This window comes from Streptomyces sp. NPDC126497 (genome assembly GCF_040302425.1).
Taxonomy (GTDB): domain Bacteria; phylum Actinomycetota; class Actinomycetes; order Streptomycetales; family Streptomycetaceae; genus Streptomyces.
Genome location: NZ_JBEORT010000099.1, coordinates 1 through 26453, shown reverse-complemented (window position 1 = coordinate 26453; position 26453 = coordinate 1). Strand labels below are relative to the sequence as shown.

13 protein-coding genes are annotated in these 26453 nt (G+C 74.8%); 7 read left to right on the top strand and 6 right to left on the bottom strand.

Annotated elements, in window-relative coordinates; genetic code table 11:
* Nucleotides 1-577 precede the first annotated feature (577 nt).
* Together ABTY20_RS29190 and ABTY20_RS29185 are read right to left on the bottom strand one after the other, a co-directional pair.
* Entirely contained in the window at nt 578-2785 is a 2208-nt protein-coding gene (locus tag ABTY20_RS29190) for an endonuclease (RefSeq protein ID WP_352000079.1), read from the bottom strand.
* 327 nt (nt 2786-3112) lie between these two features.
* On the bottom strand, nt 3113-4393 hold the full coding sequence (locus ABTY20_RS29185; protein WP_352000078.1) for a cytochrome P450 family protein: 1281 nt from the start codon (nt 4391-4393) through the stop codon (nt 3113-3115).
* Between the two features lie 630 nt (nt 4394-5023).
* Between ABTY20_RS29185 and ABTY20_RS29180 the strand changes: the two genes are divergently transcribed.
* Together ABTY20_RS29180 and gvpJ are read left to right on the top strand one after the other, a co-directional pair.
* Nucleotides 5024-5893: an SGNH/GDSL hydrolase family protein gene (locus tag ABTY20_RS29180; protein WP_352000077.1), complete on the top strand. Its 870-nt coding sequence runs from the start codon at nt 5024-5026 to the stop codon at nt 5891-5893.
* Nucleotides 5894-6169: 276 nt separating this feature from the next.
* Nucleotides 6170-6535, top strand: a complete 366-nt coding sequence (gene gvpJ / locus ABTY20_RS29175; protein WP_352000080.1) for a gas vesicle protein GvpJ — start codon at nt 6170-6172, stop codon at nt 6533-6535.
* Nucleotides 6536-6640: 105 nt separating this feature from the next.
* Here gvpJ and ABTY20_RS29170 read toward each other — a convergent pair whose 3' ends face one another.
* Nucleotides 6641-7939 carry a helix-turn-helix domain-containing protein gene (locus ABTY20_RS29170; RefSeq protein ID WP_352000076.1) on the bottom strand — a complete coding sequence of 433 codons (1299 nt, stop codon included), beginning with the start codon at nt 7937-7939 and terminating at the stop codon, nt 6641-6643.
* Nucleotides 7940-8617: 678 nt separating this feature from the next.
* Between ABTY20_RS29170 and ABTY20_RS29165 the strand changes: the two genes are divergently transcribed.
* A complete protein-coding gene (locus tag ABTY20_RS29165) occupies nt 8618-9307 on the top strand; it encodes a LuxR C-terminal-related transcriptional regulator (protein WP_352000075.1) in 690 nt (229 codons plus the stop codon).
* A gap of 97 nt (nt 9308-9404) precedes the next feature.
* Here ABTY20_RS29165 and ABTY20_RS29160 read toward each other — a convergent pair whose 3' ends face one another.
* Both ABTY20_RS29160 and ABTY20_RS29155 read right to left on the bottom strand, forming a co-directional pair.
* On the bottom strand, nt 9405-9923 hold the full coding sequence (locus tag ABTY20_RS29160; RefSeq protein WP_352000074.1) for an RNA polymerase sigma factor: 519 nt from the start codon (nt 9921-9923) through the stop codon (nt 9405-9407).
* Between the two features lie 64 nt (nt 9924-9987).
* Nucleotides 9988-11307: a phthiocerol/phthiodiolone dimycocerosyl transferase family protein gene (locus ABTY20_RS29155; protein WP_352000073.1), complete on the bottom strand. Its 1320-nt coding sequence runs from the start codon at nt 11305-11307 to the stop codon at nt 9988-9990.
* 468 nt (nt 11308-11775) lie between these two features.
* On the opposite strand from ABTY20_RS29155, the gene ABTY20_RS29150 reads away from it, so the two are divergent.
* From ABTY20_RS29150 to ABTY20_RS29135, 4 genes are all read left to right on the top strand, one after another.
* Nucleotides 11776-20418, top strand: a complete 8643-nt coding sequence (locus ABTY20_RS29150; RefSeq protein WP_352000072.1) for a non-ribosomal peptide synthetase — start codon at nt 11776-11778, stop codon at nt 20416-20418.
* Nucleotides 20411-24346: a type I polyketide synthase gene (locus ABTY20_RS29145; RefSeq protein WP_352000071.1), complete on the top strand. Its 3936-nt coding sequence runs from the start codon at nt 20411-20413 to the stop codon at nt 24344-24346. Before ABTY20_RS29150 ends, ABTY20_RS29145 begins: the two co-directional genes overlap by 8 nt.
* Before the next feature lie 13 nt (nt 24347-24359).
* Nucleotides 24360-25625, top strand: a complete 1266-nt coding sequence (gene ccrA, locus ABTY20_RS29140; RefSeq protein ID WP_502991910.1) for a crotonyl-CoA carboxylase/reductase — start codon at nt 24360-24362, stop codon at nt 25623-25625.
* Between the two features lie 67 nt (nt 25626-25692).
* Nucleotides 25693-25887, top strand: a complete 195-nt coding sequence (locus ABTY20_RS29135) for an antitoxin (RefSeq protein WP_352000069.1) — start codon at nt 25693-25695, stop codon at nt 25885-25887.
* Nucleotides 25888-25937: 50 nt separating this feature from the next.
* Here ABTY20_RS29135 and ABTY20_RS29130 read toward each other — a convergent pair.
* A partial coding sequence (locus ABTY20_RS29130; protein WP_352000068.1) for an enterobactin synthetase occupies nt 25938-26453 on the bottom strand: 516 nt, incomplete at its 5' end.

Below are 26453 nucleotides of genomic sequence, written 5' to 3'. Positions count from 1 at the left end.
GCGACCTGGCCGGGATCGACGACCTCCGGCAGTTCGGTCACCGTCTGAGCCCGGTCGGTCCGCGCCATCGTCGACGTCACTGTTCGCCCTCCCTGTGTGGGGCCGACGCTCCTACCGGTCAGCCGACGAACGGCCGTATACCCCGTCCCCGGGCCCGCATGCCGGCCCGGGGACGAAGGTGTCCGGGCGCACGCGGGCGCCCCGGCCGGCGCGGGCCGCCGGGCCACCTGCCGCCCGGTGGCGGCGGACGTACGGACCCGGCCGGGGAGGTGGCCCCGCACCACGAACGCCCGGAGAAGGCCGGCGTCGTCGAGCCTCGCCGCGCAGCGGGCCGGCGGACGGGAACACCCCGTGAGCCGAGGACACTGAAACCACTGAATCGTTCCGTCGGGCGTCAGTACCCCGGACGTGACGGGGCGCACGTGGTCACGCCTCTGCTCGTGCCCGCGTCCGGCCGCTCCGTCAGGTCAGTACCCGTGAGGAGGCCGGTCGGGGTCGAACTGCTGGACCCTCTTGGCGAGATCGGAACCGTCGACGGCGACGCCGTACCGGCTGCGGTCCCGCCGTGGCGCGGACCTCAGGGCCAGACGCCGGCGAAGTCGATCCGTTGTGCCCATTCGGGGTGGTCTATCAGCGGATTCCGGTTGCCCTGGAGCTCCGCGACGGCCCGGTTGCGGTGCAACTCGTACTCGGTGACCGGCTCGTTCTCGTGCCACCGCAGCAGGACCGGCAGTCGCTCCTCGGGGAACTCGCGCGCCGCGTCGCCGACCTGGCCCGGATAACGGAGCAGGAAGTACAGGGTGGCACGGGCGACCGCGCCCTTGCCCTCCTGTGGTTCGAACCCCGTCTCCTCGCGCATCCCGCAGGCGTCCCGGACCGCTTCGTCGAAGCCGGGGAAGTCGTGGTACGGGAAGTTGCCGCGGAAACTGTTGCAGCCCACCTCGCACGCGAACAGGTGGTGCAGGTCGCCCCGCATCGGCTCCTTCCTGGCGAACCACGACTGCGGCACCACGTGCTCGCAGTTGAACGGCATGGACGCCTCCAGGGCGTCGAACTCCGCCTCGAATTCGGCCGGCCCCGCCGTGCTCTCCTGCAGCAGGAACTCCCGCACGCGGGACAACCGGGCCTGCGCCACGGCCGCGTCGGCCCGTATGAGTTCCTCGGCGGAGAAACTCCTGCCCGAGTAGATGCTGCGCAGCCGGCCGTCCCGGTGCAGGTCGACCCACGGATAGACCATCCTCATCGGTTTGTACCTGGGCCGGGGCTCGTGGGTCTCCGTCAGCAGCGTGGTCAGTGCGCGGCGCAGCGCGTCACCGTCGCCGGGGCCGACGTCCGCGTAGTACGCGTCGCGTGCGGCGATGTCCGCGGTCCGGTCGTAGTACGGGCGTTCCTGTGCGAGCCGGTGATTGATCAGGGCCGCCTCGACGTCCTTCTCGACCGCTGACACGATGCCGGGCCGCCCGGCCGGGAGCGGCTGCGACGCGGTTCCCGGCGTCGGCGCGGGCGCGGCCGGCGGGGCGAGGAGGGTGGCCGACGAGGACGGGGGCGGGTCGAGGGCGAGGGTGATCCGCAGGGGGACGGTGAGCCGGCTCGTGCCGTCGGCCGTGTGCGCCTGCTCGTGCGCCGGCACCGGTGAGCCGTCGGTCTCCGGCCGGGTGGACGCGCCGTCGGGGAAGGGGACCGCGGGAGCGGCCTCCGTGGGAGGGGGAGTGACGAGCCCCGTGGTGAACACCTCGTCCCGCAGCCGGGCCGCCTCACCGGACAGCGGCACCTCGTGCAGGGCCCGCAGTACGCGGCTGATCCGCACCCCCTCGTTGGCCCGCCAGGCCAGTTGCTGCTCACCCGTCTCCGGCCGCCACACCGTGCCGTCGACGCTCAGCGGCCGGCCCTCGGCGTCGGTCTTCGGGACGGCCGAGTGGTGCAGCGCGACGACTTCCCACTGGTCGTTGAAGACCGCGGAACCCGACGAGCCCTCACGGGTGTCGGACTCGTAGTGCAGGAACCTCTCCAGCACGTCGACGACCTGGTTCTCGCGCAGCGCGATCTGCTTGGGCTCCCCCCGGGGATGCTGGATGATGTTGACGAACTCCCCGATGACGACCTTCCCCGGCGACTCGCTGAGGGTCAGCCGGCCGAACGACGACAGCGCCTCGCCCCGGGCCCCGCGCGGGGCCACCGCGACGAGGCTGTAGTCCAGTGCCCGGTCGGTGACGAAGAACCGCAGCGGTTCCAGCTGGAAGACCGCCGGCACGAGCGGGCTTCCGTCGACGCCGTCCTGGAAGGCGAACGCGACCTTGCTGCGGCTCGCCTCCTCCGTGCCGGGCAGCACGTGGTTGTTGGTGAGCAGCAGGGAGGGGGACACCATGAAGCCGGTGCCGTGTCCTCCGCCCGGTCCGCTGACGGTGATCCGGCCGACCGAACGGGAGACCTGGACGCCTTCCTCCAGGAAGGCGACGGGGGTGAGGTTGTTGCGCCCGATGAGGCGTTCCAGTCCCAGCACTTCGCTGGTGAAGGCCTCCGGGGGCAACCGCAGGGTGCTGCCCGCGCTGCTGGCGGGTTCCGTCGGTGTCCGCTCGATCGCCCGGGCCATGGCCCAGTCGGCGCCGAGACGTGCCAGCCGCTTCTCGACCCGCTCGGGGGCGTCCGCGTACAGCGGACCACGGGTCTCGAGAACGGACCGGTTCTCCTCCCGCCGTTCGGTGCGGTTCGCGTAACGTGCCGCGGCCATCGTCAGTTGCGACAGATAGTCCGACTCCCGTTCGGAAGTGAGTTCCGCCGTGGCCATGATCCGCCTCCTGGCCTGATCCGATTGTGGCGGTGGTGTCGGGACACGGTCCCTCCGGGGCAGGCGGGCGGCGCCCTGAAGGAAGAGGGGGAGTCGTCGGCTCTGCCGGGAACGCGCGCGGATGACCTGCTGCGTTCCGCTCTTCGCAAAGGTCCTCCTCCTACCGATGTTTGCAGATGGAGGATGTATGTGCAAAGGAACGGGTGATCGCGCTCCGACGGCGGTTCACGGCTGCGGACGGCGGGGCGGCCCGTGCAGGACGGGGCTCCCGGGTGATCGGCCGGGGGTCCGACGTCTCGGCCGGTCCGGGAGCCGGACCGTGATCGGCTACCGCTCCTGAACGCGGGCGAGCAGCCGCACGGGGGCGTTGCTGGAGAGGGAGTCCACCTCGTCGACGTCGTCCAGCGGCTCCCCCGGGGTGATCGTGAACCGTTCGAACAGCGCGCGCAGGGCGACGCGGGCCTCGAGGCGGGCCAGGGGAGCGCCCAGGCAGTGGTGCGGGCCGTGCCCGAAGGCGCGGTGGCGGCGGGCGCCGGCCCGGTCCGCGACGAACGCGTGCGGGTGCGGGAAGGCTTCGTCGTCACGCCCGATCGCGGCGGTGTGGATCATGACGGGCTCGCCCTCCCGGACGGTGACTCCCGCGACCGTCACGTCACGTGCCGCGTAGAGGAACATCGTGGTGGCGGCGGGGGCGTCGTAGCGCAGGGACTCCTCCACCACTCCCGGCCAGGGGTCCTCACCGCGGCCAGGGGCCAGGAGGAGGCTGAGCTGGCCGGGGTCCTGCAACAGGCGCCGGATCGCGTTGGTGATCAGGTTCTGCGTCGTCTCGTGACCGGCGATCAGCATCAGGAAGAGAGTGCCCGTCAGCTCGTCCTCGCTGAGCCGGCCACGGTCGAACTCGCGGATCAGGGCGGTGGTGAGGTCGGCGCCGGGCAGTGCGCGTTTGGAGGCGATCAGGCGGGCCATGGCGCCGAGGACGCCGGCCTGGGCTCCGAGGCGCTCGCCGGGCGGTGCCGTACTGCTGAGCAGCAGGCGGGTGTCGGCCGCCAGTTGCCGGCGCATGTCGTCATCGTCGACCCCGAACAGTTCACAGATCACGCGCACCGGCAGCTGGAACGCGAAGGTGGCCCGCAGGTCGACCCGTTCGCCGGGGGGAGTGGCGGCGAGGGTGTCGAGGAGTTCGCCGGTGATGTCCTCGACGCGCCCACGCAGGGCCTCGACCCGGTGGGCGGTGAAGGCACGCTGCATCGGCTGACGCAGGCGCGCGTGGTCCTCGCCGTCCTGGGTGAGCATGGTCTCGGCGGTGAGGATGGGCAGCAGCGGCCAGTCCTTCGGCACCAGGCCGTCCCGGTACGCCCGCCAGTACGCGGGCGACTTGCGCATGTCCGGGTGGGTGAGGAGCCGGTCGGCCTCGGAGCGCCGGGTCACGGCCCACGCCACCACCGGATCAGGGAGTTCCACCGGGACGATCGGTCCGAGCGCCCGGAGGGCGTGCCCTTCGCCGGGGAAGTCGTGCCCGCGGGGGTCGATCCGGTAGAGGGGGCGGGCGAGCTCGAGTTCGTGGGGGGCGGGGACGCGGCCGGGGGCCGGGGCCTCGACGAGTTCCATGCGGGATCTCCGGAGATGGGCGGTTCTTGGACCCGGCGCGCGCCGGGTTTTGTCTCGGTGAAGGCGACGGGGAGGGGGCGGTGCCCGCACGGTGAAGCGGGGGTCCGGGACAGGGGGTGCCGGGGGAGGCCAGGGCCGCCCGAGGGCAGCGTGTCCGCAGCCGGTGCGGGGCACCGCTTCTCCCCGCGTCCCGACGGGGCGGGGGCGCGGACGACCCCGTCGAACGGCTCCGCCGCGAACGCCTCCCCGTCTTCCCGGACCGAGACCGTCTCCTCGGGTGTCACACCACTCCCAACGACACCCGCGGGCCGACGACACGCCCCTCACGGCTGACGGCGGTCGGGCCCCCAGGACCCGTACCCGGCGCTGCCGGGGCCCGGCCGCCCGCTCACGGCGCCGGGGAAGGGGCCCGAGGGGCGCACGGACGCTCACGGTCGGCAGGGGCCCCCGCGCCGTCGGTCGTGAGCATCGGCACGCACCCGCCACGGGTGCCGGATCCCGCCGGTGCAGCGCGGACCGTCAACCCGGTTGGAGTACCGGACCGCGGCCTGCCGTGCGGCGGACCGGGCTGTCTCGGCATGCTCGTCCCGAGACGGAACCGCACACACCCGCCCGCGGACGGAGGCGTCCATGAGAACACCCCTGCGCCTGATCACGGCCACCGCGCTGTGCGCCGGCACCCTGTCGGCCACGGCGCCGGTCACGGCCGCCGTCGATACGGCGGAACCCTCGCGGTACGTCGCGCTCGGCGACTCCTACGCGGCCGCACCGCTGGTGCCGCCGGCCGACCCGGCCGCCCCCGCGTGCCTGCGCTCCCTGGCCGACTACCCGCACATCGCGGCCAGGGCCCTCGGCGCGGCACTCAGCGACGTCAGCTGCTCCGCCGCCACCGTCGACCACCTGAGCACCTCCCAGCACCCGGGGACCGCGCCCCAGTACGACGCCCTCACCCCCGACACCGACGTCGTCAGCGTCACCATCGGGGCCAACGACAACGGCCTCTTCGCCGAAGCGCTGAACTGCGTCAACATCCTGCCCCCGCCCCACGGCGCCAGTTGCGCGGAGGAGAACACCGCCGGCGGCACCGACAGGCTCGGGGACCGCATCGACGCCTGGGCGCCGGTCTTCGCCACCGTCCTGGACGAGATCGCCCGACGGGCGCCGTCCGCCGAGGTCTTCGTCGTCGGTTACGGCAACTACATCCGTCCCGGTGGCTGCCACCCCGCCCAGCCCTTCTGGAAACAGGACGCCGACCACCTCCAGGGCACCGTCAACCATCTCAACGCCGTACTGAGGCAGGCGGCCGAGGAGCACGGCGCCGTCTTCGTCGACACCTACACGCCGGGGATCGGACACGACATCTGCGCCGCCCCCGCGGACCGCTACATCGAGGGCCCGGTGCCCACCCGTGCGGCCATGCCCCTGCACCCCAACGCCACAGGGGCCCGGGCCGCCGGCGAATCCCTCGCCGCGGCGGCCCGGGCGACGTCGACGAGGTGAGGAGAACCGCCCGCCGGCGCACCGGGCGGGCGGCCGCAGCGCGACGCGACGGGGAGGGGCGCGGCGGGTCCGGGCCGTGCCGCAGGGCGTGAGCGTGTGCTTACGGGTTATCCGAGGCGTAGGACGGGACGGCAGCTCGCGCGGGGAAACGCCGACCGCCCGACGGCCGGAGGCCGCGGGCCTTCGCGGGGCCGCCGCCGCGTTCTCGCGTCCGGCGGCCGGACGCGAGGAGAACTCCGGGCGGGACCACAGGGGACGAGGAAAGGGGTGGGCGTGATGACTGCGGTGGCGCGACAGGGCGGCGGGGGAGGCTCGAGCGGCCTGTACGACGTACTGGAGCTGATTCTCGACCGGGGGCTGGTGATCGACGCGTTCGTGCGCGTCTCCCTGGTCGGCATCGAGATACTCAAGATCGACATCCGGATCGTGGTGGCCAGCGTCGACACCTACCTGCGCTTCGCCGAGGCGTGCAACCGCCTCGATCTGGAGGCGGGACCGCGCAAGCCGGCCGGGCTGACCGAGCTTCCGGAACGGATCAACGAGTCGGGGGCCCGAGGCGCGGCCAAGGGGGTCCTGTCCGGCGCCGCGCAGACGATCTCCGACGCTTTCCAGCAGGCCCGCGGCGAGGCGCGGCGGAAATAGGCCGGCGCACACGGGAAGCGACCACGCGGCCGGCGGCCGGCGTGAGTCCCCGGGTTCCCGCCGGCCCACGGCCTGCCGCCGGAGCACCGGCCGGGGCAGCCTGCCTCACCCCGGCCCCGGAAGGCGGCCCCGCCCGTGGTGTCCGCAGGCGTCCCGCTCCGGGGTCCTCGCGGGTTCTCCGGGGGAGCGGACGTCGGCCAGGGTGGTGGCCAGGGCCTGCCAGATGTGGGCCGCCAGGTCGAGGTTCCGGGACTCCGAGGCCTGCTGCCCGAGGCGTCGCAGAGCGGCGATGCCCTCGTCGACGCGGCCCGCCAGGATCATCAGCCGGCCGTCGAGGGCCGACAGCCGCGCCCGGTCACGGTAGGAGAGGCGCAGGTCCTCCTCGGTGAGCAGGGCCTGGCTGAGGGCCCGGGCTTCGTCCAGCCGGCCCTGATGGAAAGCGAGATGGGCCTGGAGCGCCCGAAGCTCCTGGAGCTGCGGGGGAGTGCCGATCAGGCTGAGGACGGGGGCGGCCTCGTCCAGCCAGCGCTCGGCGGCGGCCACCCGGGGCGGTGACATCTGCAGCGCGACGGCGGTGGCGGCGGCCCGCAGCCGGATCCACAGGACCGGGTCGTCCCTGCCCTCCAGCAGACCCAGGGCCGTGTCCAGCCTGGCCCGGGCCGTCGCGTCGTCGCCCTGACGGCTGCTGACCACGGCGGCCGTCCACAACGCTTCGGCCGCCTGGACGGCCGTGGCCCGGGGCAGCAGGTCCCGCTCCAGCTCGGCGACGTGCCGGCCGGCCGTCTCCAGGCTGCCGAGTTCCGTCTCGATGCTGATCAGCACCAGCAGGGCGGCCAGCGTGTCGGACACGCACAGCTCCGCGGCACGGGCGACGGACAGCGCCTCCACGGCGGCCGGTTCGGCCGTGCGCATGTCGCCCAGGGCACGTGTGCAGCGGGCGTACTGGACGCGCGACCGGGCCCGGAGCTCCGGCGCCTCCAACAGATCGCTCAGGCTGATGAGTTCCAGCAGCCGCGTGCGCTCCAGCTCGTAGTCGCCGTCGCGGTCGGCGGCGCGGCTCAGCAGCCACAGGCCCTGCCAGCGGGCGGCGGGGTCCTCGCCCGCGTCCTCCTCGACCGCGCGGCTGAGGGCCGCCGTGTCGTCCGTGCCGGGCGGCGCCGAGGCCACGGCGGCCAGCACCCCGGTCAGGGACCTGCCGTCCGACGGGCCGGTCAGGACGGACGTGTCGACGCCGAGCCGGTGGGCGAGGTAGGACACGGCGCGTTCGGTGGGACGCCGTTCACCGGACTCCAGGCGTGACAGGTATCCCGTCGACATGCCGTCGCCGACGAGGTCGGCCTGGCTCAGGCCCCGTGCCAGCCGGAGCCTCCTCAACCGGCGGCCGAAAAACGGCTGTTCGAGCATCTCCCCCTCTGGTTCCGTGGTGCGGTCGGCAGGGTGTCCGGTTCCCGCCTGCCCGGTCGGGCACGCGGGTTGCCACCACTTTATGAAGCGTGGCAAAGGGCGACAAGCCGCCAAGTGCAGGTCAACCGGCCATTTCCGGGACGGTGCCCGGCTCTGTGGCGCGTGTCCGGATCGGGCTTCACGCCGCCCGGAAAGGGCCCGGTCACAAGGGATGTGACAGGTTGTCGAGTTCACCTGGCAAACCCTTGCCGAACGGGTTTCCGACCCTTAATCTCAAAGGCGCCCCCTTGATGCGATCCCGTCTTCATCATGTGGAGGTCTTCGTGCTGCGTAGTTTTCGACCGGTCCCCCCGCGGCGGCCGGGGGATGCGGCCCGCCGGGCCGGCCGACGGCTTCCCGTCGGCATCGGGGACCGAGGCCGAATGGCCATGACAACGTTATCCGCGTCAGTCGGATGCCGGCCGCCCCGGCGCCGCTCGCCCTGCCCACCCTGACCGACCCGGGAGTCCGGCGCCCGCCGCCGGCCGGCCCGGGAGGACGCGGACACCCGGCCCGGCCCCCGACGAGGTGGCGCGCCGCCACCGGACGCTCGTCGGCACCCCGGCACGGCGCACCGGTCCGCTCCGCGTCCACCCACCCTTCCCACCCCCCACGTGCAGGAAGAAGGACGGTACGTCCGTGGCGACCACGAGTTTCCCCGACGCCTCGCCCCGCAAGAAGAAGAGAGCCGCCGCTCCGGCCGCCCCCACCCGCCGCGACCCGGCCGGAAGCGGCGCGCCGGGCGGTTTTGCCCCGGCCGGTGTCTGCACGGCCCACGCGTCCCCCGGGAGCCTGGTCGTCACGGCCGCGGAACCCGAATTCGCCCGGCAATTCGGCATGAGCGCCGACGAGATATGCGGGTACGGCCTTCTCGGCCTTCTCCGTTCACCCGTTCCCGCGCGGCTGCGGGAACAGTTCGCCGCGCTTTCCTCCGGACGTCTTCGGCGATTCGAGGAAAGAGTGACGGGCCGGGACGGCACCGGCCGGAGTTTCCCGGCGGCCGTCACCGGAGTCGCTGTCAGGAAGGCCTCGGGCGAGACCGTCGGCATCGTCGTCCTCCTGCGCCGGTCCGAGGACGCGGTTCCCGGCGGACCCGTGCTCAGCGCCCTCGACGCGCAGGTCCTGGAAGGCGTGGCGAGCGGCGAGTCCACGGTGCAGCTGGCCTCCCGTCTCTATCTGAGCCGTCAGGGGATCGAATACCGCGTCGGGCAGATGCTGCGGCGTTTCGACGCGCCCAACCGTCCCGCCCTGGTGGCGCGGGCGCACGCGCTCGGGATGTTCACCGCGGGCCAGTGGCCCCCACGTGTCCTCCCGGAACGCGTGCGGTAGTGCGGAACGGGGCCCCGCCGGGTCCCGGGTGGCGGCCGTGGCGGTGACGCACCGCCACGGCCGTTCTCGCACGGGCCCGGTCCCGGGGGCGCCGGCCTCACGCCGCCGAGGGCTGCCACGCCTCCTGGAACCGACGGCGGGCACGGAAGAGACGGGAGCGGACGGTGCCCACGGGCAGGGCGAGCGCCTCGGCCATCTCCTCCTCGTTGAGCCCGTAGGCGCGCAGGGTGAGGACCTGCCGGTGCGCCTGGGACAGCCGCTCCAGCACGTCGCTGATGTACACCGCGTCCAGCGGGTCCGCCTCCTGCTGCGACTCCACCTGCGAACAGCAGCGCTCCTCGCCGTAGCGTTTGGCGGTGCGGAGGGCCTCGCGGACCGTCACCGAGCGCACCCAGCCGTAGAACGCCGCCGGTTCGCGCAGGGAACCCAGGCCGCGGTAGACGGCGAGCAGCGCCTCCTGCGTGGCGTCGGCGCCGTCGTCGTGGGTGATGGACCGGCAGATACGCGCGACGTACGGCGTGATGCCGGTGAGCAGGTGGTTCATCGCGTGCTCGTCGCCCGCCTGGGCTCGGGGGAGCAGCGTCAGGGGAGAGGGGAGTTCGCTGACGGTGGTCATGTCGGGCAGGGGTTCCTCACGGCAGCCGGGCGGGCGGGGGTCGGGAAGGGCGAGGGAGCCGTGCTCAGCCCGTGGCGGCACGGGCGTGCACGGGTTCCGCCGCGGTCGCGAAGCGGAGGAGCCCGGCGCGCACGTCGTCGCGGAACGCCCGCATGAAGGACGGGCTGTAACAGGCGGTGGAGTGCGGGAACTCGATGGAGAGCCGGCCCTCGAAGGAGACGACGCACGCCATGACGGGGCTGCGTCCCGCCTGCGGGAAGTACTGCTCGCGGGCCGGCACCAGACGCACGTCGACCGCCCGCAGTCCGTCCGGCAGCCGCGGGCCGGGGACGACGCCCATGTTGGTGGCGATCACCGTGGCCAGTTGCAGAGCGGGGTTGCGGGGGATCTCCGGCGTGATGCGCATCTCGTGGAAGTGGTCGCCGCGGGAGAGGAAGTCGCCCAGACGGGCGTGCACGGCACGCGCCAGCTCCAGCGGCTCGGAGGCCCCGGACACCTCCAGGGTCTGCAGGTGGGTGGTGACCGCGGGCACCGGGGCGGAGGCGGGCAGCGGAGGGGAGAGCCGGGAGCGCAGGTCGACGGGGGAGAGGCAGCCGAGGGTGCGGGACCCGTCGCCGTCCAGCCGTCGCCGGGCCGTGACCAGCAGCGTCGCGGCGATCAGGGCGTGCACGGAGGTGCCCGAACCGCGCGCCGCCCGGCGCAGCCGCGAGGTGAGGTCCGGATCCAGGGTCAGCCTGCGGACCTCGATGTGCCCCGACGGCCCGGCCCCGGGGTCGGCGGCGGACGGGCGCCGCACGTCGTAGGGCACCAGCTCGACCGGGTGCCGACGTGTCTCCTCGAGGCGGCCGTCGAGGTACTTCGCCGTGTCGGCGTCGTCGGCCGGAGGCAGCAGCCGGCTGACGGGCTCGGGCCAGCGCGGGAGGCCGGGACCGGCGGCCCCGGCGGTGGACTCCCCGTCGACCAGCGCCCGGTAGCGGTCCCACAGCGCGTTGTGCAGCGCGATGCTGCTGTGGCCGTCGGTGACGGTGTGGTCCACCACCAGCACGAACAGGTGACTCTCGCCGTCCGGCGCGCTGACCAGGACGGCGCGGCTCAGCGGGCCGCCGACCGGGAGGGGCCTGTTCAGCTCCGCCGCGTAGGCGTCCTCCTCGTCGCCGGTCCGGGTGGCCAGCCGGGGCCGCTCGGCCTCACCGAGGACGCGCAGTACGTGGCCCGCGCCGTCCTGTTCGATGCGGGACCGCAGCGACGGGTTCTCCTCCGTCATGGCGTCGAACGCGGCCGACAGCGCCGCGACGTCCAGGGGTCCGCGCAAGGAGCAGGACAGCACGGCCCTGCTCCTCTGGCCCACGTAGAGCGTCTCGACCGGACACAGCGCACGATGCATGCCGTCAGCCTTCTTTCCGCCGTTCGTTCCGGGTTTCCACGGCCCGGGTTCGGTCCGCCGCCGCGGCTTTCCGCGGGGGTCTCGGGGGCCTTTCGAGAGTGCACGGCGGAACACCGCCGAATCCAGCCGAAAGCCCGGAGCGAAGGGAATTCGCGTGATTTCCCTAAAGCTCGCACGGTGACGCGCACTCCCCGGCCCCGCGTTCTCCAGGGAAATCCCTGAACCGGCGTCCCGGGGGCCCGTTTCCCCTTGACCCGGCCGGTTCCGGTGCACCACCGTGCTGTGCCGTGAAACCGGGGCGGGTGACGTGATTCCCCCGCCCTCGGCGTGCGACATCCTTTCCGTCCCGTGGGCCGGCCCGGCGCGTACCCGCACGCGAGGGCGGCACGGAGCGGTGGCCGCACCCGTCCGATCCGGCCGGGCCTTCGCCGGCCGGGACATTACGGCTTGCCACGTGAGGGTTGTGCTATGTCACTCCAGGAGGACGAACGTCGACCGCTGTCCGGGGCCCAGGAGGGCCTCTGGTACGCCGGGCGGCTCGCACCGGACAGCGCCGCGTACAACACCGCGGAGGCGGTGGAGATCCACGGACCCCTCGACACCGTCCTGTTCGAGACCGCGCTGCGGCGCACCGTCGGCGAGGCCGACACCTTCGCCCTGCGTTTCGCCGACACCGACGACGGCCCCCGCTGCCACCTCGCCCCGGACGCGGACGACTGGACCCTGCACCGGGTCGACGTCAGCGGCGCCGAGGATCCCGGAGCCGCCGCGTGGGCCCACGTCCGCGCCGACCTCGCGGCCCCCGTGGACCTCGAGAAGGGCCCGCTGTTCGCGCACACCCTGCTGACCCTGGCCCCCGACCGCTTCCTCTGGCTGCTGAGGGCCCATCACCTCCTCCTCGACGGCTACGGCTACAAGCTCCTCGGCCGGCGGCTGGCCGAGACGTACAACGCGCTGGCCGAGGGGCGGGAGCCGGAACCCTGCGACTTCGCGCCGGTGAGCCGGCTCCAGGAGGAGGAGGCGGCCTACCGGGCTTCGGAGCGCTACGCCCGCGACCGCGACCACTGGGCGCGGCGCCTGGCCGGCCTGCCGGAGCCCGCCCGGCTCACCTCCCGCACGGCCGCCCCCACCGCGCCCTTCCTGCGCCGTACCGCCGAGCTGACGCCCGCCGAGGCCGGTGCCCTCGACGCCGCCGCGAGCCGCCTCGGCGTCCGGCGCACGGATCTGCTGGCCGCCGCCACCGCCGCCTACCTGCACCGGATGACCGGAGCCGAGGACCTGGTGCTGGGCCTGGCCACGATGAGCCGGCTCGGCGGCGCCGCCCTGCGCACCCCCGGCACCGCCTCCGACGTCCTCCCGCTGCGCGTGGCCGCCGCCCCCGGCACGCCCGTCGTGGAGCTGGCGCGGACCGCCGCCGACGAACTGAAGGCCCTGCGCCGCCACCAGCGCTACCGGGGCGAGCTCCTCCGCCGCGACCTGGGCCTGCTGGGCACCGGACGCCGACTGTACGGGCCGGTGCTCAACATCGTCCCGTTCGACGAGTCCCCGGTCTTCGGCGGGCACCCCACCACCTGGCACCACCTGTCCGGCGGAGCCGTCGAGGACCTCCAGATCTCGGTGCGCCCCGGCGCCCGCCCCGGCGGCCTGTGGCTGGCCCTCGACGCCAACCCCGCCCTGTACGAGGAGGACGAACTCGCCCTGCACCGCGACCGGTTCCTCACCGTGCTGCGCCGGCTGGCCGAAGCGGAGCCGACGACACCGCTGGGCGACCTGGACGTCCTGCTGCCGGGCGAGCACCCGCGCGACGCCGCCGTGCGCACGTATCCGGTCGAGCGGACCCTCACGGAGCTGTTCGAGGAGCGGGTGGCGGCCGGGCCCGGGCGGATCGCCGTCACCTGTGGGGACGAACGGCTCACATACGCCGCGCTCAACGCCGAGGCCAACCGCCTGGCCCGGCTGCTGACCGGACACGGCGCCGGCCCGGGCCGGGTGGTGGCGCTGGCCCTGGAGCGCGGCGTGCGGCTGCTGCCCGCCCTGCTGGCCGTCCTCAAGACCGGCGCCGCCTACCTGCCCCTGGACCCCGGCCACCCGGCCGAGCGGCTGCGGCTGGTCGTCGAGGACGCGGCCCCCGTCGCCCTCGTCACCGAGCGCGCCCACGCCCACCTCGCCCGAGGCGCCGTCCCCGCCGTCCTGCTGGACGACCCCGAGGTCGCGGCGGACCTCGCCCGCCGCTCCGGCGCCGACCTGGGCGACGCCGACCGGCACGGGCCGGTCGGCCCGTCCGACACCGCGTACATCATCCACACCTCCGGCTCCACCGGCCGCCCCAAGGGCGTACCCGTCCCGCACGCGGCCGTCGTGCGGCTCTTCGCCGCCGCGGCCGAACACATCGACTTCCGCGCCGACGACGTGTGGACGCTGTTCCACTCCTACGCCTTCGACTTCTCCGTCTGGGAGATCTGGGGCGCCCTGCTGCACGGCGGCCGGGTCGTCGTCGTGCCGTACGCCGTCAGCCGCTCGCCGGGGGAGTTCCTGGAGCTGGTGCACCGCGAGGGCGTGACGGTCCTCAGCCAGACGCCGTCCGCGTTCGAGCAGCTGATCGACGCCGACCTGGAACGGGCCGGGGACAGCGGGGCGCTGCGCCACGTCGTCCTCGGCGGCGAGGCCCTGCGCCCGGCGCGGCTGCGCCCCTGGGCCGACCGGCACGGCCTGGACCGCCCGGCGCTGGTGAACATGTACGGCATCACCGAGACCACCGTGCACGTCACCCACCACCGCCTCACCCGCGCCGACCTGGACGACCCGCGCCGCGGCAGCGTCATCGGCACCCCGCTCGCCGACCTCCGCGTCCACCTGCTGGACGCCGCGGGACGCCCGGTGCCGCCCGGCGCGACCGGCGAGATGTACGTCTCCGGCGCCGGCGTCGCCGCCGGATACCTGAACCGGCCCGAACTGACCGCCGAGCGCTTCCTCGACGACCCCTACGGCCCGCCCGGCGCCCGTATGTACCGCTCGGGCGACCTGGCCCGGCGCCGCCCCGACGGCACGCTCGACTACCTCGGCCGCGCCGACGCGCAGGTGCAGCTGCGCGGCTTCCGCGTCGAACCCGGCGAGATCGAGGCCGTCCTCGCCGCCCACCCGGGTGTCGCACGCGCCGCCGTCGTGCCCCGCCGCGCCGACAACGGCGCCCTGCACCTCGTCGCCTACACCGTCCCCGCGGGCGACGGGGCCGTCGACCCCGCCGAACTGCGCGCCCACGCGGCCGCGCACCTGCCCGGGCACATGGTCCCGGCCGTCTGCGTCCCGGTGGACCGGCTGCCGCTGACCGCGAACGGCAAGCTCGACGTCCGGGCCCTGCCCGCCCCCGACTTCACCGCCGCCGCGTCCGGCACCCGCCCGGGGACGCCGCAACAGGCCCTGGTGTGCGGGCTGTTCGAGGACGTGCTGAAGCTGCCGCGGGACACGGTGGGCACCGACGCGAACTTCTTCGACCTCGGCGGCGACTCCCTGCTCGCCACCCGCCTGCTGGCCCGCCTGCGGCACGAGACCGGCACCGAGGTCCCCGTCACCGCCCTGTTCGGTGCGCCGACCCCGGCCGCCCTCGCCCGGCGGCTCGCCGTGCGGGCGGACGACGTCCCGCCCCGGCCGGCCCTCGCCCGCGCCGTGCGCCCGCAGCGGGTGCCGTTGTCCTTCGCCCAGGAACGCATGTGGTTCCTGAACCGGCTCGACGGCGGAGCGGCCACCTACAACATCCCGCTCCTCGTCCCGGTCGGCGCCGACCTCGACACCGAGGCGCTGCGGTCGGCCCTCGGCGACCTGGCCGACCGCCACGAGAGCCTGCGGACGGTGATCGCCGAGCAGGACGGAGTCCCCCACCAGCGCGTCCTGCCGCCGGGGGAGCTGCGTCCGGTGCTGCGGCGCGTCGACTGCCCCGCCGCGGAGACCGCCGCCCACGTCACCGCCGCGCTGCGGCACCGCTTCGACCTCACCGCCGAAAGCCCCCTCGCGGCCTGGCTGCTGGGCACCGGCGCCGAGCGGACGCTGCTGTTCGTCCTGCACCACAGCGCGGCCGACGGCTGGTCGCTCGGCCCCTTCGCCGACGACCTGAGCACCGCCTACGCGGCCCGCCGGGCCGGCCGGGCGCCCGCGTGGCCCCCGCTGCCGGTGCAGTACGCGGACTACGCGCTGTGGCAGCGCGCCCTGCTGGCCCCCGGACCGGACGGCCCGGGCCGGCTGGAGCGGCTCACCGCCCACTGGCGCACCGCGCTGGACGGCCTGCCCGAGGAGTGCAGCCTGCCCGGCGACCGGCCGCGTCCCACCGCACCGCGCGGCGGCGGCGCGCACGTCGAGACCACCGTCGACGCCGCCCTGCACCACGCCCTGCTGCGCCTCGCCGACCGCGAGGGCGTCAGCCTGTTCATGGTGCTGCACGCCGCCGTCAGCGCCCTGCTCACCCGCTGCGGCGCCGGCGAGGACATCGTCCTCGGCACCCCCGTCGCGGGCCGCACCGAACCCGCGCTGGACCCCCTGATCGGCCTGATCACCAACACCCTGGTGCTGCGCGCCGACACCTCGGGCGACCCCGCCTTCCGGGACCTCCTCGCCCGGCTGCGCACCGCCGACCTGGCCGCCCTCGACCACCAGGACCTGCCCTTCGACCGGCTGGTGGACGAACTCAACCCGCCCCGCACACCCGGCCGGCACCCCCTGTTCCAGGTGATGCTGGCCCTGCAGAACAACGCACCCGCCGTCCTCGAACTGGACTCCGTCCGAGCCGAGTTGCGGCCCACCGCCACCGGCACCGCCAAGTTCGACCTCTTCGTGGACGTCCTGGAACGCCACACCCCCGAGGGCACCCCCGACGGCCTGACCCTGCACGTCGAGTACGCCACCGACCTCTACGACGCCGGCACCGCCGGGGCGTTCACCCAGGCCCTGCACGACGTGCTGCGCGCGGTGGGCGCCGATCCCGGGGTCCGCGTCGGGGAGCTGCACGGGCTCCCCGGGCGCGCACCCGTCCCGGCCGCGGCCGACCCCGCGGAACTGGAGGACGCGGCCCTCGCCGTGCCCGGCATCCGCGACGCCCGTGCCCTGCCCGGTGCCGACGGCGCCCCGCCGCGCCTGTACGTGGTGCCGGGGCGGGCGGACGCCGCCGAACGCGTCGAGGACGCCCTGGACCGCGCGGGCCACGGCACCGTCCGCGTCACGGCGGTCAACGCGCTGCCCCGCGCGCAGGACGGCACCGTCGACGCCGCGGCGCTGCGCGCCCTGCCCGCCGTCGACCGCGCCGCGGCCGGCACCTGGCGGGAGCGCCTGACCGCCCTCCCCGGCGTCACCGCCGCCGAGGTGGCGGTGGAGCACGCCCCCGAGGAACTGGACCGCCGCCACACCGGCCTGCCCGACCGCGGCACGGGCCCCGCCCCCGCCCCCGCCCGCGCCGGCCGGACGTCCGCCGTCCCGGCGCTCAGCGAGGGCCCCGCCCTGACCGAGCCGTCCGTGCCGAGCTGGGCCGAGGCCCTGCGGCGCGCCGCCGAACGGGGCCGGGGCGACATCGTCCACGTCCACGCCGACGGCAGCGAACACCGGCGCAGCTACGCCTCCCTGATCCCCGAGGCCTCCCGCGTCCTGGCCGGCCTGCGCCGGGCGGGCCTGCGCCCGGGCGACCGGGTCATCCTCCAGTGCGACGCCACCGAGGACTTCCTCGCCGTGCTGTGGGGCTGCGTCCTCGGCGGCTTCGTCGCCGTCCCGCTGACCGTCCCCGCCTCCTACGACACGCCCTCGGCGGCGCTGACCAAGCTGGAGGGCATCTGGCGGATGCTCGGCCGGCCCTGGATCGTGTGCTCCGCCGACCGCGAGGACGGGCTGCGCGCCCTCGCCGCCCGGCAGGACTGGCCCGGGCCGCGGCTCACCACGGCCGACGCGCTGCGCGAGGCGCCCGAGGACCGCGACTGGCACCCCGCAGGGCCGGACGACCTCCTGCTGATGCTCATGACCTCCGGCAGCACCGGCCTGCCCAAGGCGGTGCGGCTCACCCACCGCAACGTGCTGACCCGCTCCGCCGCCACCGAGCAGACGAACGGGCTCGGCGCGGACGACGTCTCCCTGAACTGGATCCCGCTCGACCACGTCACCGGCGTGGTGATGTTCCACCTGCGGGACGTGTACCTGGGCTGCCGCCAGATCCACGCCCCCACCTCCTGGATCCTGCAGGACCCGCTGCGCTGGATGGACCTCGCCGACCGGCACCGGGTCACCGTCACCTGGGCGCCCAACTTCGCCTTCGGGCTCCTCGCCGAGCAGTCCCACCGCTTCGCCGGCCGCACCTGGGACCTGTCGCCGATGCGGCTGGTGATGAACGCCGGCGAGGTCGTCGTCGCCTCGGCCGCCCGCAGGTTCCTGCACGCGCTGAAGCCGTTCGGCCTGCCGCAGCACGTGATGCACCCCGGATGGGGCATGTCCGAGACCTGCTCCGTGGTCACCGACGCCGTCCTGCCCGGCGAACCCGACGCGGCCGAGGGCACGTTCGTCAGCTGCGGCCGGCCCTACCCCGGCTTCGCCATGCGGATCGTCGACGACACCGGCACGGTCCTCGCCGAGGGGGACGCCGGCCGGCTCCAGGTCCGCGGCACCTCCGTGACCGGCGGCTACCACGACAACCCGGCGGCCAACGCGGAGGCGTTCACCGACGACGGCTGGTTCGACACCGGCGACCTGGCGTTCCTGCGCGGCGGCGAGCTGTACATCACCGGCCGCGCCAAGGACGTCATCATCGTCAACGGCGTCAACCACTACAGCCACGAGATCGAGGCCTGCGTCGAGGAACTGCCGTGCGTGGAGCGGAGTTTCACCGCGGCGGTCGCGGTCCGCACCGACCCGGCGTCGCCCACCGACGAACTGGCCCTGTTCTTCCACCTCACCCCCGAAGCCGCCGCCGACACGGCCGGTGCCCTCCGCGAGATCACCGGCAAGGTCACCCGGGAGATCGGCGTCAGCCCGGCCTTCCTGATCCCGGTCGCGCGCGAGACCGTCCCCAAGACCGAGATCGGCAAGATCCAGCGCACCAAGCTGCGCAAGGGCTTCGAGGCGGGCGACTTCGACGACGAGGTCCGCCGGACCCAGGTGCTGCTGGGCACCGCCGCGACCGTCCCCGACTGGTTCCTGCGACCGGTGTGGCAGCGGACGGAACACCCCGGTGCCCGTACGACAGCGCCCGGACGGCACACCCTCGTCCTGGCGGGCGGCGACCCCCGGGTCGGGAAGCTCGCGGAACGACTCGCCGACGCGCTGCGGTCCGCCGGCGGCCTGTGCACGGTGGTCGGTGAGGGAACGTCGTACGCCCGGCTCGACGCCGCGCACTACAGGGTGCGGCCCGCCGAGCGATCCGACTACGCCACGCTGCTGGAGCGGCTGGAGCACGACCAGCGACCGGTCGACGCCGTCCTCCACATCGAAGGGCTGCGCGGCACGGGAGATCCGGGGACGGCGCCGGACGACACGACCGGTGCGGAGCGATTGCTCGCGTTCGCCCGCGCCCTCACCACCCGGCCCGGACGGCGGCGCCCCGTCGACCTCGTCCACGTGACGGCGGGTGCCCAGGCCGTGTGCCCCGGCGACCGCCCCTCCCCGGCCCACGCCATGGCGGGCGCGCTCCTCAGGTCACTGGCCGAGGAATCCGGCTGGCTGCGCGCCGCGCACCTCGACCTCGCACCGGACGAGGGTGAGGACCCGCTGCCCGTCCTGCTGGCCGAGGCGACGGTCACCGCGGACGGCGCGGAGGTGGCGTACCGCGACGGGCACCGGCACGTACGCCGGCTCGCCCCCCTGCCCGACACCCCGTCCCGCGCGGAGCCGTCCGCGCACGACGGCTTCATCCTGCTCACCGGGGGACTGGGCGGTGTCGGCGTCGAGATCGCGGCGCATCTGCTCCGCACCCCCGGCACCCGGCTGCTGATCGTGGGCCGCACACCGGCGTCCGAGGCCGTCGTTCCGGCGCGGCTGAGGGAGCTGGGCGAGGTCCGCTACGCCTGTGCCGACGTCACCGACGAACGCCGGGTACGGGCCGCGGTGGAGGCCGCCGCCGAGGAGTGGGGCGTGCCCCTGGGGTCGGTGCTGCACCTGGCCGGCACGCTCGTGGAACGCCCCGTGGGCGAGCTGGACGCCGCCGCCTGGCGCCGGGCGCTGGAGGCGAAGGCGCGCGGCGCGTGGACGCTGCACCGGATCACCGCCGACCACCCGGTCGGCTCCTTCGTCACCTTCTCCTCGGTGAACGGCTTCTTCGGCGGCGCCATGAACGCCGCCTACGCCGCCGCCAACGCCTACCTGGACGCCCTCGCCCACCACCGCCGCGGCCTCGGCCTGCCCGCACAGTCCCTGGCCTGGAGCATGTGGCGCGAGCGCGGCGTGAGCCGCGGTTACGGGCTCACCGCGCTCACCGAGGCCCGCGGCTACCGGCTGCTCGACGTCCCCGCCGCGCTGCGCTCGTTCGACCTGGCCCGCTCCCTGGACGAGCCGCACCTGCTGATCGGCGCCGACCGCACCGTCCCCTGGGTCCGCAGCCACGTCGTGGCCCCCGTGCGGCAGGTGCGGCGCCTGGCCGCGCGCGTCGGCCTGGAGGACGGCACCGACCTGGGCGCCCTGTGCCGCGCGGCGGCCGACGGCGCCCGCGCGGCCGGCCTGTCCGACGCCTGGACGCTGCGCTCGGCGGGCACCGCCGCACGCCCGGACGAGGCGGGGACGGGGGAGGAGCTGCGGCGGCTGGAGGACCGGCTCGCCGAGGTGTGGTGCGGCGTCCTGGGCCGCGACCGGGTGGGCCGGGACGAGAACTTCTTCGACCTGGGCGGCAACTCCCTGCTCCTGGTCACCGCCCGGACCGCCGTCAACCGCGCCTTCGGCACCGACCTGCCCGTGGTCGACCTGTTCGCGCACCCCACCGTCCGGGACCTGGCCCGCCACCTGTCGGCGCGGGGCGCCGCCCCGGCGGCGGAGGCCGAACCGTCACCCCGGCCGGAGGCCGGCGGTGGCCTGGACCACGCCAGGGGACAAGCACAGCGCCAGCGCGCCGCCCGCGCGCGCCGCGCCGCACGACACGGGAAGGACCGGGGCCGTGCGTGAACCCACCGAACCGGGCCGGGACGGGACGAAGTCCCCGCACGACACCACCGGCCCGGGCCGCACCGAGGCGAAGTCCCCGCACGACACCACCGAGCCGGGAGAGGACGAGGCACAGGCCGTGCACGACACCAGCACACCCCACGACGAGGACCTCCCCGCCGTCGCCGTCATCGGCATGGCGGGCCGCTTCCCCGGCGCCGACGACCTCGACGCCTTCTGGGAGAACCTCGCGGCCGGCCGGGAGGCGATCCGGCCCGTCACCGACGAGGAGTTCCTCGCCGCGGGCGGTGACCCGCGCGACCTGGACGACCCGGCACTGATCCGGATGGCGTCGGTCGTCGAGGGCATCGACCGCTTCGACTCCGGCTTCTTCGGCTACAGCCCCGCCGAGGCCGCAGTCGTCGACCCGCAGCAGCGGCTGCTGCTGGAGACGGCGTACCACGCCCTGGAGGACGCCGGCTGCCTCGGCGGGGACCGTGCGGGCGAGGCGTTCGGCGTGTACGCGGGCGCCGGCGACAGCCGCTACTACCCGGCCCACGTGTACCCGCGCTTCGTCGGGCAGCCCGGCTCGGTGGCGCTCGTCCACGCGGCCACCGCCAACTCCCTCGGCACCCTCGCCACCCGCCTCTCCTACGAACTGGGCCTCACCGGCCCGAGCGTGTCGCTCCAGACGGCCTGCTCCACCGCGCTGGTCGCCGTGCACACCGCCTGCCAGGACCTGCTGGACCACCGCTGCGACACCGCGCTCGCCGCCGCCGTCTCCCTCAACCCCTCCGCCGCACTGGGCTACCGCCACGTGCCCGACGGGCCGTTCTCGCCCGACGGCCACTGCCGTGCCTTCGCCGCGGACGCCGCCGGCACCTCCTCCGGCGACGGCGTGGGAGCCGTCGTGCTCAAACGGCTGGAGGACGCCCTCGCCGACGGCGACCGCATTCGTGCCGTCATCCGCGGCAGCGCCGTCAACAACGACGGCCGCCGCAAGGTCGGCTTCAGCGCGCCCAGCGCTCCCGGACAGACCGAGGTCATCCTCGCCGCGCAGGCCCAGGCGGAGGTCGACGCCGCCACCATCGGCCTGATCGAGGCGCACGGCACCGCCACCAAACTCGGCGACCCGATCGAGGTGTCCGCCCTGACGGAGGCGTTCCGGCAGACCACGCGACGAACCGGATTCTGCACGCTCGGCTCGGTCAAGACCAACATCGGCCACCTCGGAGCCGCCGCCGGCATCGCCGGACTCATCAAGGCGGTCCTCGCCCTGGAACACCGGCAGATCCCGCCGAGCCTGCACTTCGAACGGCCCAACCCGCTCATCGACTTCGACGCGAGCCCCTTCCGCGTGCCCACCGCCCTGGAGGACTGGCCCGCGGGGGAGCATCCCCGCCGCGCCGCCGTCAGCGCCTTCGGCATCGGCGGCACCAACGCCCACGTCATCCTGGAGGAGGCCCCGCCCACCGCCCCCGCCGCGCCCCGCCCGCCCGAGGACGGACGCCGCCTGGTGCTGCCGCTGTCCGCCCGCACCGCGGGCGCCCTGCGCGGTCAGGCCGACGCCCTCGCCCGGCACCTCGAACGCCGTCCGGAACTGCGCCTGGACGACGTGGCCCACTCCCTGCGCACCGACCGCCCCGCCCTGCGTCACCGGCTCACCGTCACGGCGGCCTCCCGCGAGGAGGCCCTCGACGCGCTGCGTTCCGCCGCCCCCGCCACCCCGCCGCTCTCCGACGACCCGGTCCGCGTGGCGTTCCTGCTGCCCGGCGGCGGCACCCAGTACCCCGGCATGGGAGCGGAGCTGTACCGCGACCACACCGTGTACCGCGACACCGTCGACGAGTGCGCCCGCATCCTGCGGCCCGTCCTCGGCGCCGATCTGCGCACCGCCCTCTTCGAGGAGCGGCGGCCCGACGACACCTCCGCCTTCCTCGGGCTCGTGGTCACCGAATACGCCCTGGCCCGCACGCTCATCGAGTCGGGCGTGCGCCCCGACGCGCTGATCGGCCACTCGCTCGGCGAGTACACGGCGGCCTGCCTGGCCGGCGTCATCGACCTCGAGGACATGCTGCCCCTGGTCACCGAACGCATCCGGCTCATCGGCTCCGCCGGAGGAGCCACCGTCGGCGTCGCCGCCCCGGCCGAGGAGATCCGGCCGCTGCTCGACGACGAACTGTCCCTCGCCGCCGTCAACGGCCCCCACGCCTGCACCGTCGCCGGACACCTCGACGCCGTCACCCGCTTCGAGGCCGAACTGACGCGCCGGGGCGTGCCGTTCCGCCGTCTGCGCATTCCCGTCGCGGCCCACTCCCACGTCCTGGACCCGGTCCTGCCGGCCTACGAGACCCACCTCCGCCAGGTCACCCTGCGCCCCCCGCGCATCCCGTACGTCACCAATGTCACCGGCACCTGGGTCACCGACGCCCAGGCCACCTCCGTACTCCACTGGATCGACCACACCCGCACCACCGTGCGGTTCGCCGACGGCATCGCCGCCCTCTGGGACCGTCTCCGCCCCGTCCTCGTGGAGATCGGGCCGGGCGACACCCTGACCAAGCTGGCCACCGGCCGGCTCGCCGACGAGACGCCGGTGACGGTGACCACCATGCGGCACGCCAAGGCCGAGGCGTCCGACGGGTTCGTCCTCGCCGAGGCGCTGGGGCGGCTGTGGAGCGCGGGCGTGGAGGACGCCCTGCCCCCGGTGCCGGGCGCGCCCCGGCGGGCACCGCTGCCCCCGTACGCCTTCGACCGCCGGCGCCACTGGATCGACGCCCCCGGCGCCCGCACGGACCCCGCCGTGCCCGACGACGCCCCGGCCCCGGACACCGGCCTCGCCCCGAGGCCCCGGTTGACGACGGAGCACGTACCGCCGCGCACCGCACGCGAACAGGCGGTGACCCGGCTCTGGGAGGAGACCCTGGGAATCGGCGGCATCGGCCTGCACGACAACTTCTTCGACCTCGGCGGCGACTCCATGCGCGCCGTGCTGCTGGCGGGCCGGCTCCGCCAGGCCGGCGTCCTCGACGTCCCGGCGGCGACCCTGCTGGCCGCGCCCACGGTGGCCGGGGTCCTCGCCTCCGCCGACGAACCGGACGGAACCACCACCGGGAAGACCCCGACCGCGCTGAGCCCGCTGCTGCCGCTGCGCGCCGAGGGCACCGCCACGCCCCTGTTCTGCGTCCACCCCGGCGCGGGCGTGTCCTGGCGCTACACGGGCCTGCTGCCGCACCTCGGCGGCGACCAGCCCGTCCACGGCATCCAGGCGGCCGGCCTCGACGGCACCACCCCGCCCGCGCCGGACGCCGCCGCCATGGTCGGCCACTACCTCGACCTGGTACGCGGCGTGCAGCCGCACGGCCCGTACCGCCTCCTTGGCTGGTCCTACGGCGGGTTCGTCGCGCACGCCATGGCCTGCGCCCTCCAGCGCGACGGCGAGCGGGTCGAACTCCTCGCCATGCTCGACGCACCCCAGCCGCACGGCACCGCCCACGACCCCGACGCGGCCGAACGCCAGGTGGCGGCCCTGCTGTCCCGGGTGGCGGGACTCCCCGCCGGCCCCGGTGCGGCGCCCCCGGACGTCGACACCGTCCTGGACCGGATCGACGCCCGGGTCACGGCCGACCCGTCGAGTTCCCCCGTCACCCGCGCCGAGGCCGCGGCCATCGCCGCCGTCATGCGCAACAACCTGCGCATCGCACCCCAGTTCGCGCCCGGCGTCTTCCGAGGCGACGTGCTGTTCTTCAGCGCGGCCGAGGAGGCACCCGCGGACTTCCCGGCCGACCTGGCGGTGCTGCCCGGCAAGGCCGACAGCTGGCGGCCCTACGTCGACGGCACGCTGCACGACCACCACGTGCCCTGCGGGCACTACGAGATGACCGAACCCGAGCCGATCGCCCGCATCGGCGAGGCGGTCGCCAAGGCCCTGCGCGGGCTCGGCGGCTGAACCACCCTCCCCCATGACCACCCCTGAGCACGCGTTGAGGAGAGCCGGCGTGAGAGCGACCCAGGAACTCTACGAACTCGGTGACGCGCCCGAGATCGGCACCGCCCCGAAGAAGATGTACGCCTCGCTGATCCGCCGTGAGCGCTACGGACAGCCCGTCGACGCCTTCCGGACCGAGGTGGTCGACGTCCCGCCCGTGGGGCGCGGACAGGTCCTGGTGAAGGTGATGGCCGCCGGCATCAACTACAACAACGTCTGGGCGGCGCTGGGCTCGCCGCTCGACGTGATCGCCGCCCGGCAGAAGGCGGGTGCCGTCGAGGACTTCCACATCGGCGGCTCCGACCTGTCCGGGATCGTGTGGGCGGTCGGTGAGGACGTGCGCGGGGTGCGGCTCGGCGACGAGGTCGTCGTCCTCGCCAACCGCTGGGACGAGAGGGCCGAGGACGTCCGCCTCGGCGGCGATCCCACCTGGTCCACCAGCCAGCGGGTGTGGGGCTACGAGGAGAACTACGGCTCCTTCGCCCAGTTCGCGGTCGTCGACGACTACATGTGCCACCCCAAGCCCGCCCGGCTGTCCTGGCCGGAGGCCGCCTGCTACATGGCGACCGCGGCCACCGCCTACCGCCAGCTCTTCGGCTGGCCGCCGCACACGGTGCGCCCGGGCGACCCGGTGCTGGTCTGGGGCGGCGCCGGCGGACTGGGCTGCATCGCCATCCAGCTCGTCCGGCACGTCGGCGGCATCCCCGTCGCGGTCGTCTCCAGCGAGGAACGCGGCGAGTTCTGCCTCAAGCTGGGCGCCGAGGGCTGGATCGACCGACGGCGGTTCGACCACTGGGGGCGGCTCCCGGACACCTCCGACGACGAGGCGATGGGCCGCTGGCTGTCGGGGGCGCGCGCCTTCGGGCGGGCCTTCTGGGAGGTGCTCGGCGAGCGCCGCAGCCCGCGCATCGTGCTGGAGCACTCCGGTGCCGACACCATCCCCACGTCCCTGTACCTGTGCGACAACGGCGGCATGGTCGTCCTGTGCGGCGGCACCACCGGCTACAACGGCGACGTCGACCTGCGTTTCCTGTGGATGCGGCAGAAGCGCCTGCAGGGCTCGCACGTCGCCACCGCCCGCGAGGCACGGGAGGTCACCCGGCTGATCGACCAGGGAATCATCGACCCGTGCCTGTCCCAGACCTTCGATTTCGACGAGATCGGCCTTGCCCACCAGCTCATCCACGACAACCGGCACCCGGCGGGGAACATGGCCGCCAGGGTGGGCGACCGGGGGTGATTCGCGTTCGGCCTGAGGGGTACCTGCGGCGGGGTACGACGCACGCGCACCTCCTGGAGGTACCCCCATGGGCAAGCTGGGCGACATGATGAACAAGGCCAAGCAGATGGCCAAGGGCCACCCCGACCAGGCCGACAAGGGCGTCTCGGGCGCCGAGCGCATGGTCGACGAGCGGACGGGCAACAAGTACGACGCCAAGACCGACAAGGCGGCCGACGCGGCGCGGCGTTCCTACCGGGACGGCGGCTCGCCGGAGCGCTGACCCGACCCGCCCCTCCCGCCCCCGGTGCGCCGGGGGCGGGAAACGCCTGTTCAGGCACGGCCGACGACGTAACTGAACACCCCCGCCCCGACGCGCACCACCCGCACCCGCACGGCGTGGGCCGGGTCCGCGCGCAGGCAGACGCGCAGGACGTCCCCGGACGGGCACGCCCGCAGGTCCCGCAGGCTCCCCGCAGGCCCGGCCCGACGTCCGCCCGCCGGCGCGTCCAGGGCCTTCCAGGCGGCCTCCTTGGCGGAGAACAGCCCCGTCACCGACCGGGCCGCGCCCGCACCGGGCGACGGCTCCCCGTCGCCGAGCAGCACCTCCTCGTCCGCGCGCAGCACCAGGCGGGCCGCGGCGCGGGGGAGGGGCCGCAGTTCCAGGTCGCAGCCGAGCGGCAGGTCCCGGCCCGGGGCGCGGGCCACGGCGACGGCGATCCCGGCACTGTGCGAGATCGACGCCGCCCGGCCGGGCGGGAACACCGGCAGCCGTCCCGAACGGGGGATCTCGCCACAGTCCAGCCCCACCGCGCGCAGGGCCCGGCGGGCGGCCCGCCGGCCGGCCAG

Excerpts from the sequence above, each read along its gene's own strand:
- ABTY20_RS29190 (WP_352000079.1), bottom strand. The coding sequence starts at position 2,785 with ATGGCCACGGCGGAACTCACTTCCGAACGGGAGTCGGACTATCTGTCG.
- ABTY20_RS29185 (WP_352000078.1), bottom strand. The coding sequence starts at position 4,393 with ATGGAACTCGTCGAGGCCCCGGCCCCCGGCCGCGTCCCCGCCCCCCAC.
- ABTY20_RS29180 (WP_352000077.1), top strand. The coding sequence starts at position 5,024 with ATGAGAACACCCCTGCGCCTGATCACGGCCACCGCGCTGTGCGCCGGC.
- gvpJ (WP_352000080.1), top strand. The coding sequence starts at position 6,170 with ATGACTGCGGTGGCGCGACAGGGCGGCGGGGGAGGCTCGAGCGGCCTG.
- ABTY20_RS29170 (WP_352000076.1), bottom strand. The coding sequence starts at position 7,939 with ATGCTCGAACAGCCGTTTTTCGGCCGCCGGTTGAGGAGGCTCCGGCTG.
- ABTY20_RS29160 (WP_352000074.1), bottom strand. The coding sequence starts at position 9,923 with ATGACCACCGTCAGCGAACTCCCCTCTCCCCTGACGCTGCTCCCCCGA.
- ABTY20_RS29155 (WP_352000073.1), bottom strand. The coding sequence starts at position 11,307 with ATGCATCGTGCGCTGTGTCCGGTCGAGACGCTCTACGTGGGCCAGAGG.
- ABTY20_RS29150 (WP_352000072.1), top strand. The coding sequence starts at position 11,776 with ATGTCACTCCAGGAGGACGAACGTCGACCGCTGTCCGGGGCCCAGGAG.
- ccrA (WP_502991910.1), top strand. The coding sequence starts at position 24,360 with ATGACCACCCCTGAGCACGCGTTGAGGAGAGCCGGCGTGAGAGCGACC.
- ABTY20_RS29135 (WP_352000069.1), top strand. The coding sequence starts at position 25,693 with ATGGGCAAGCTGGGCGACATGATGAACAAGGCCAAGCAGATGGCCAAG.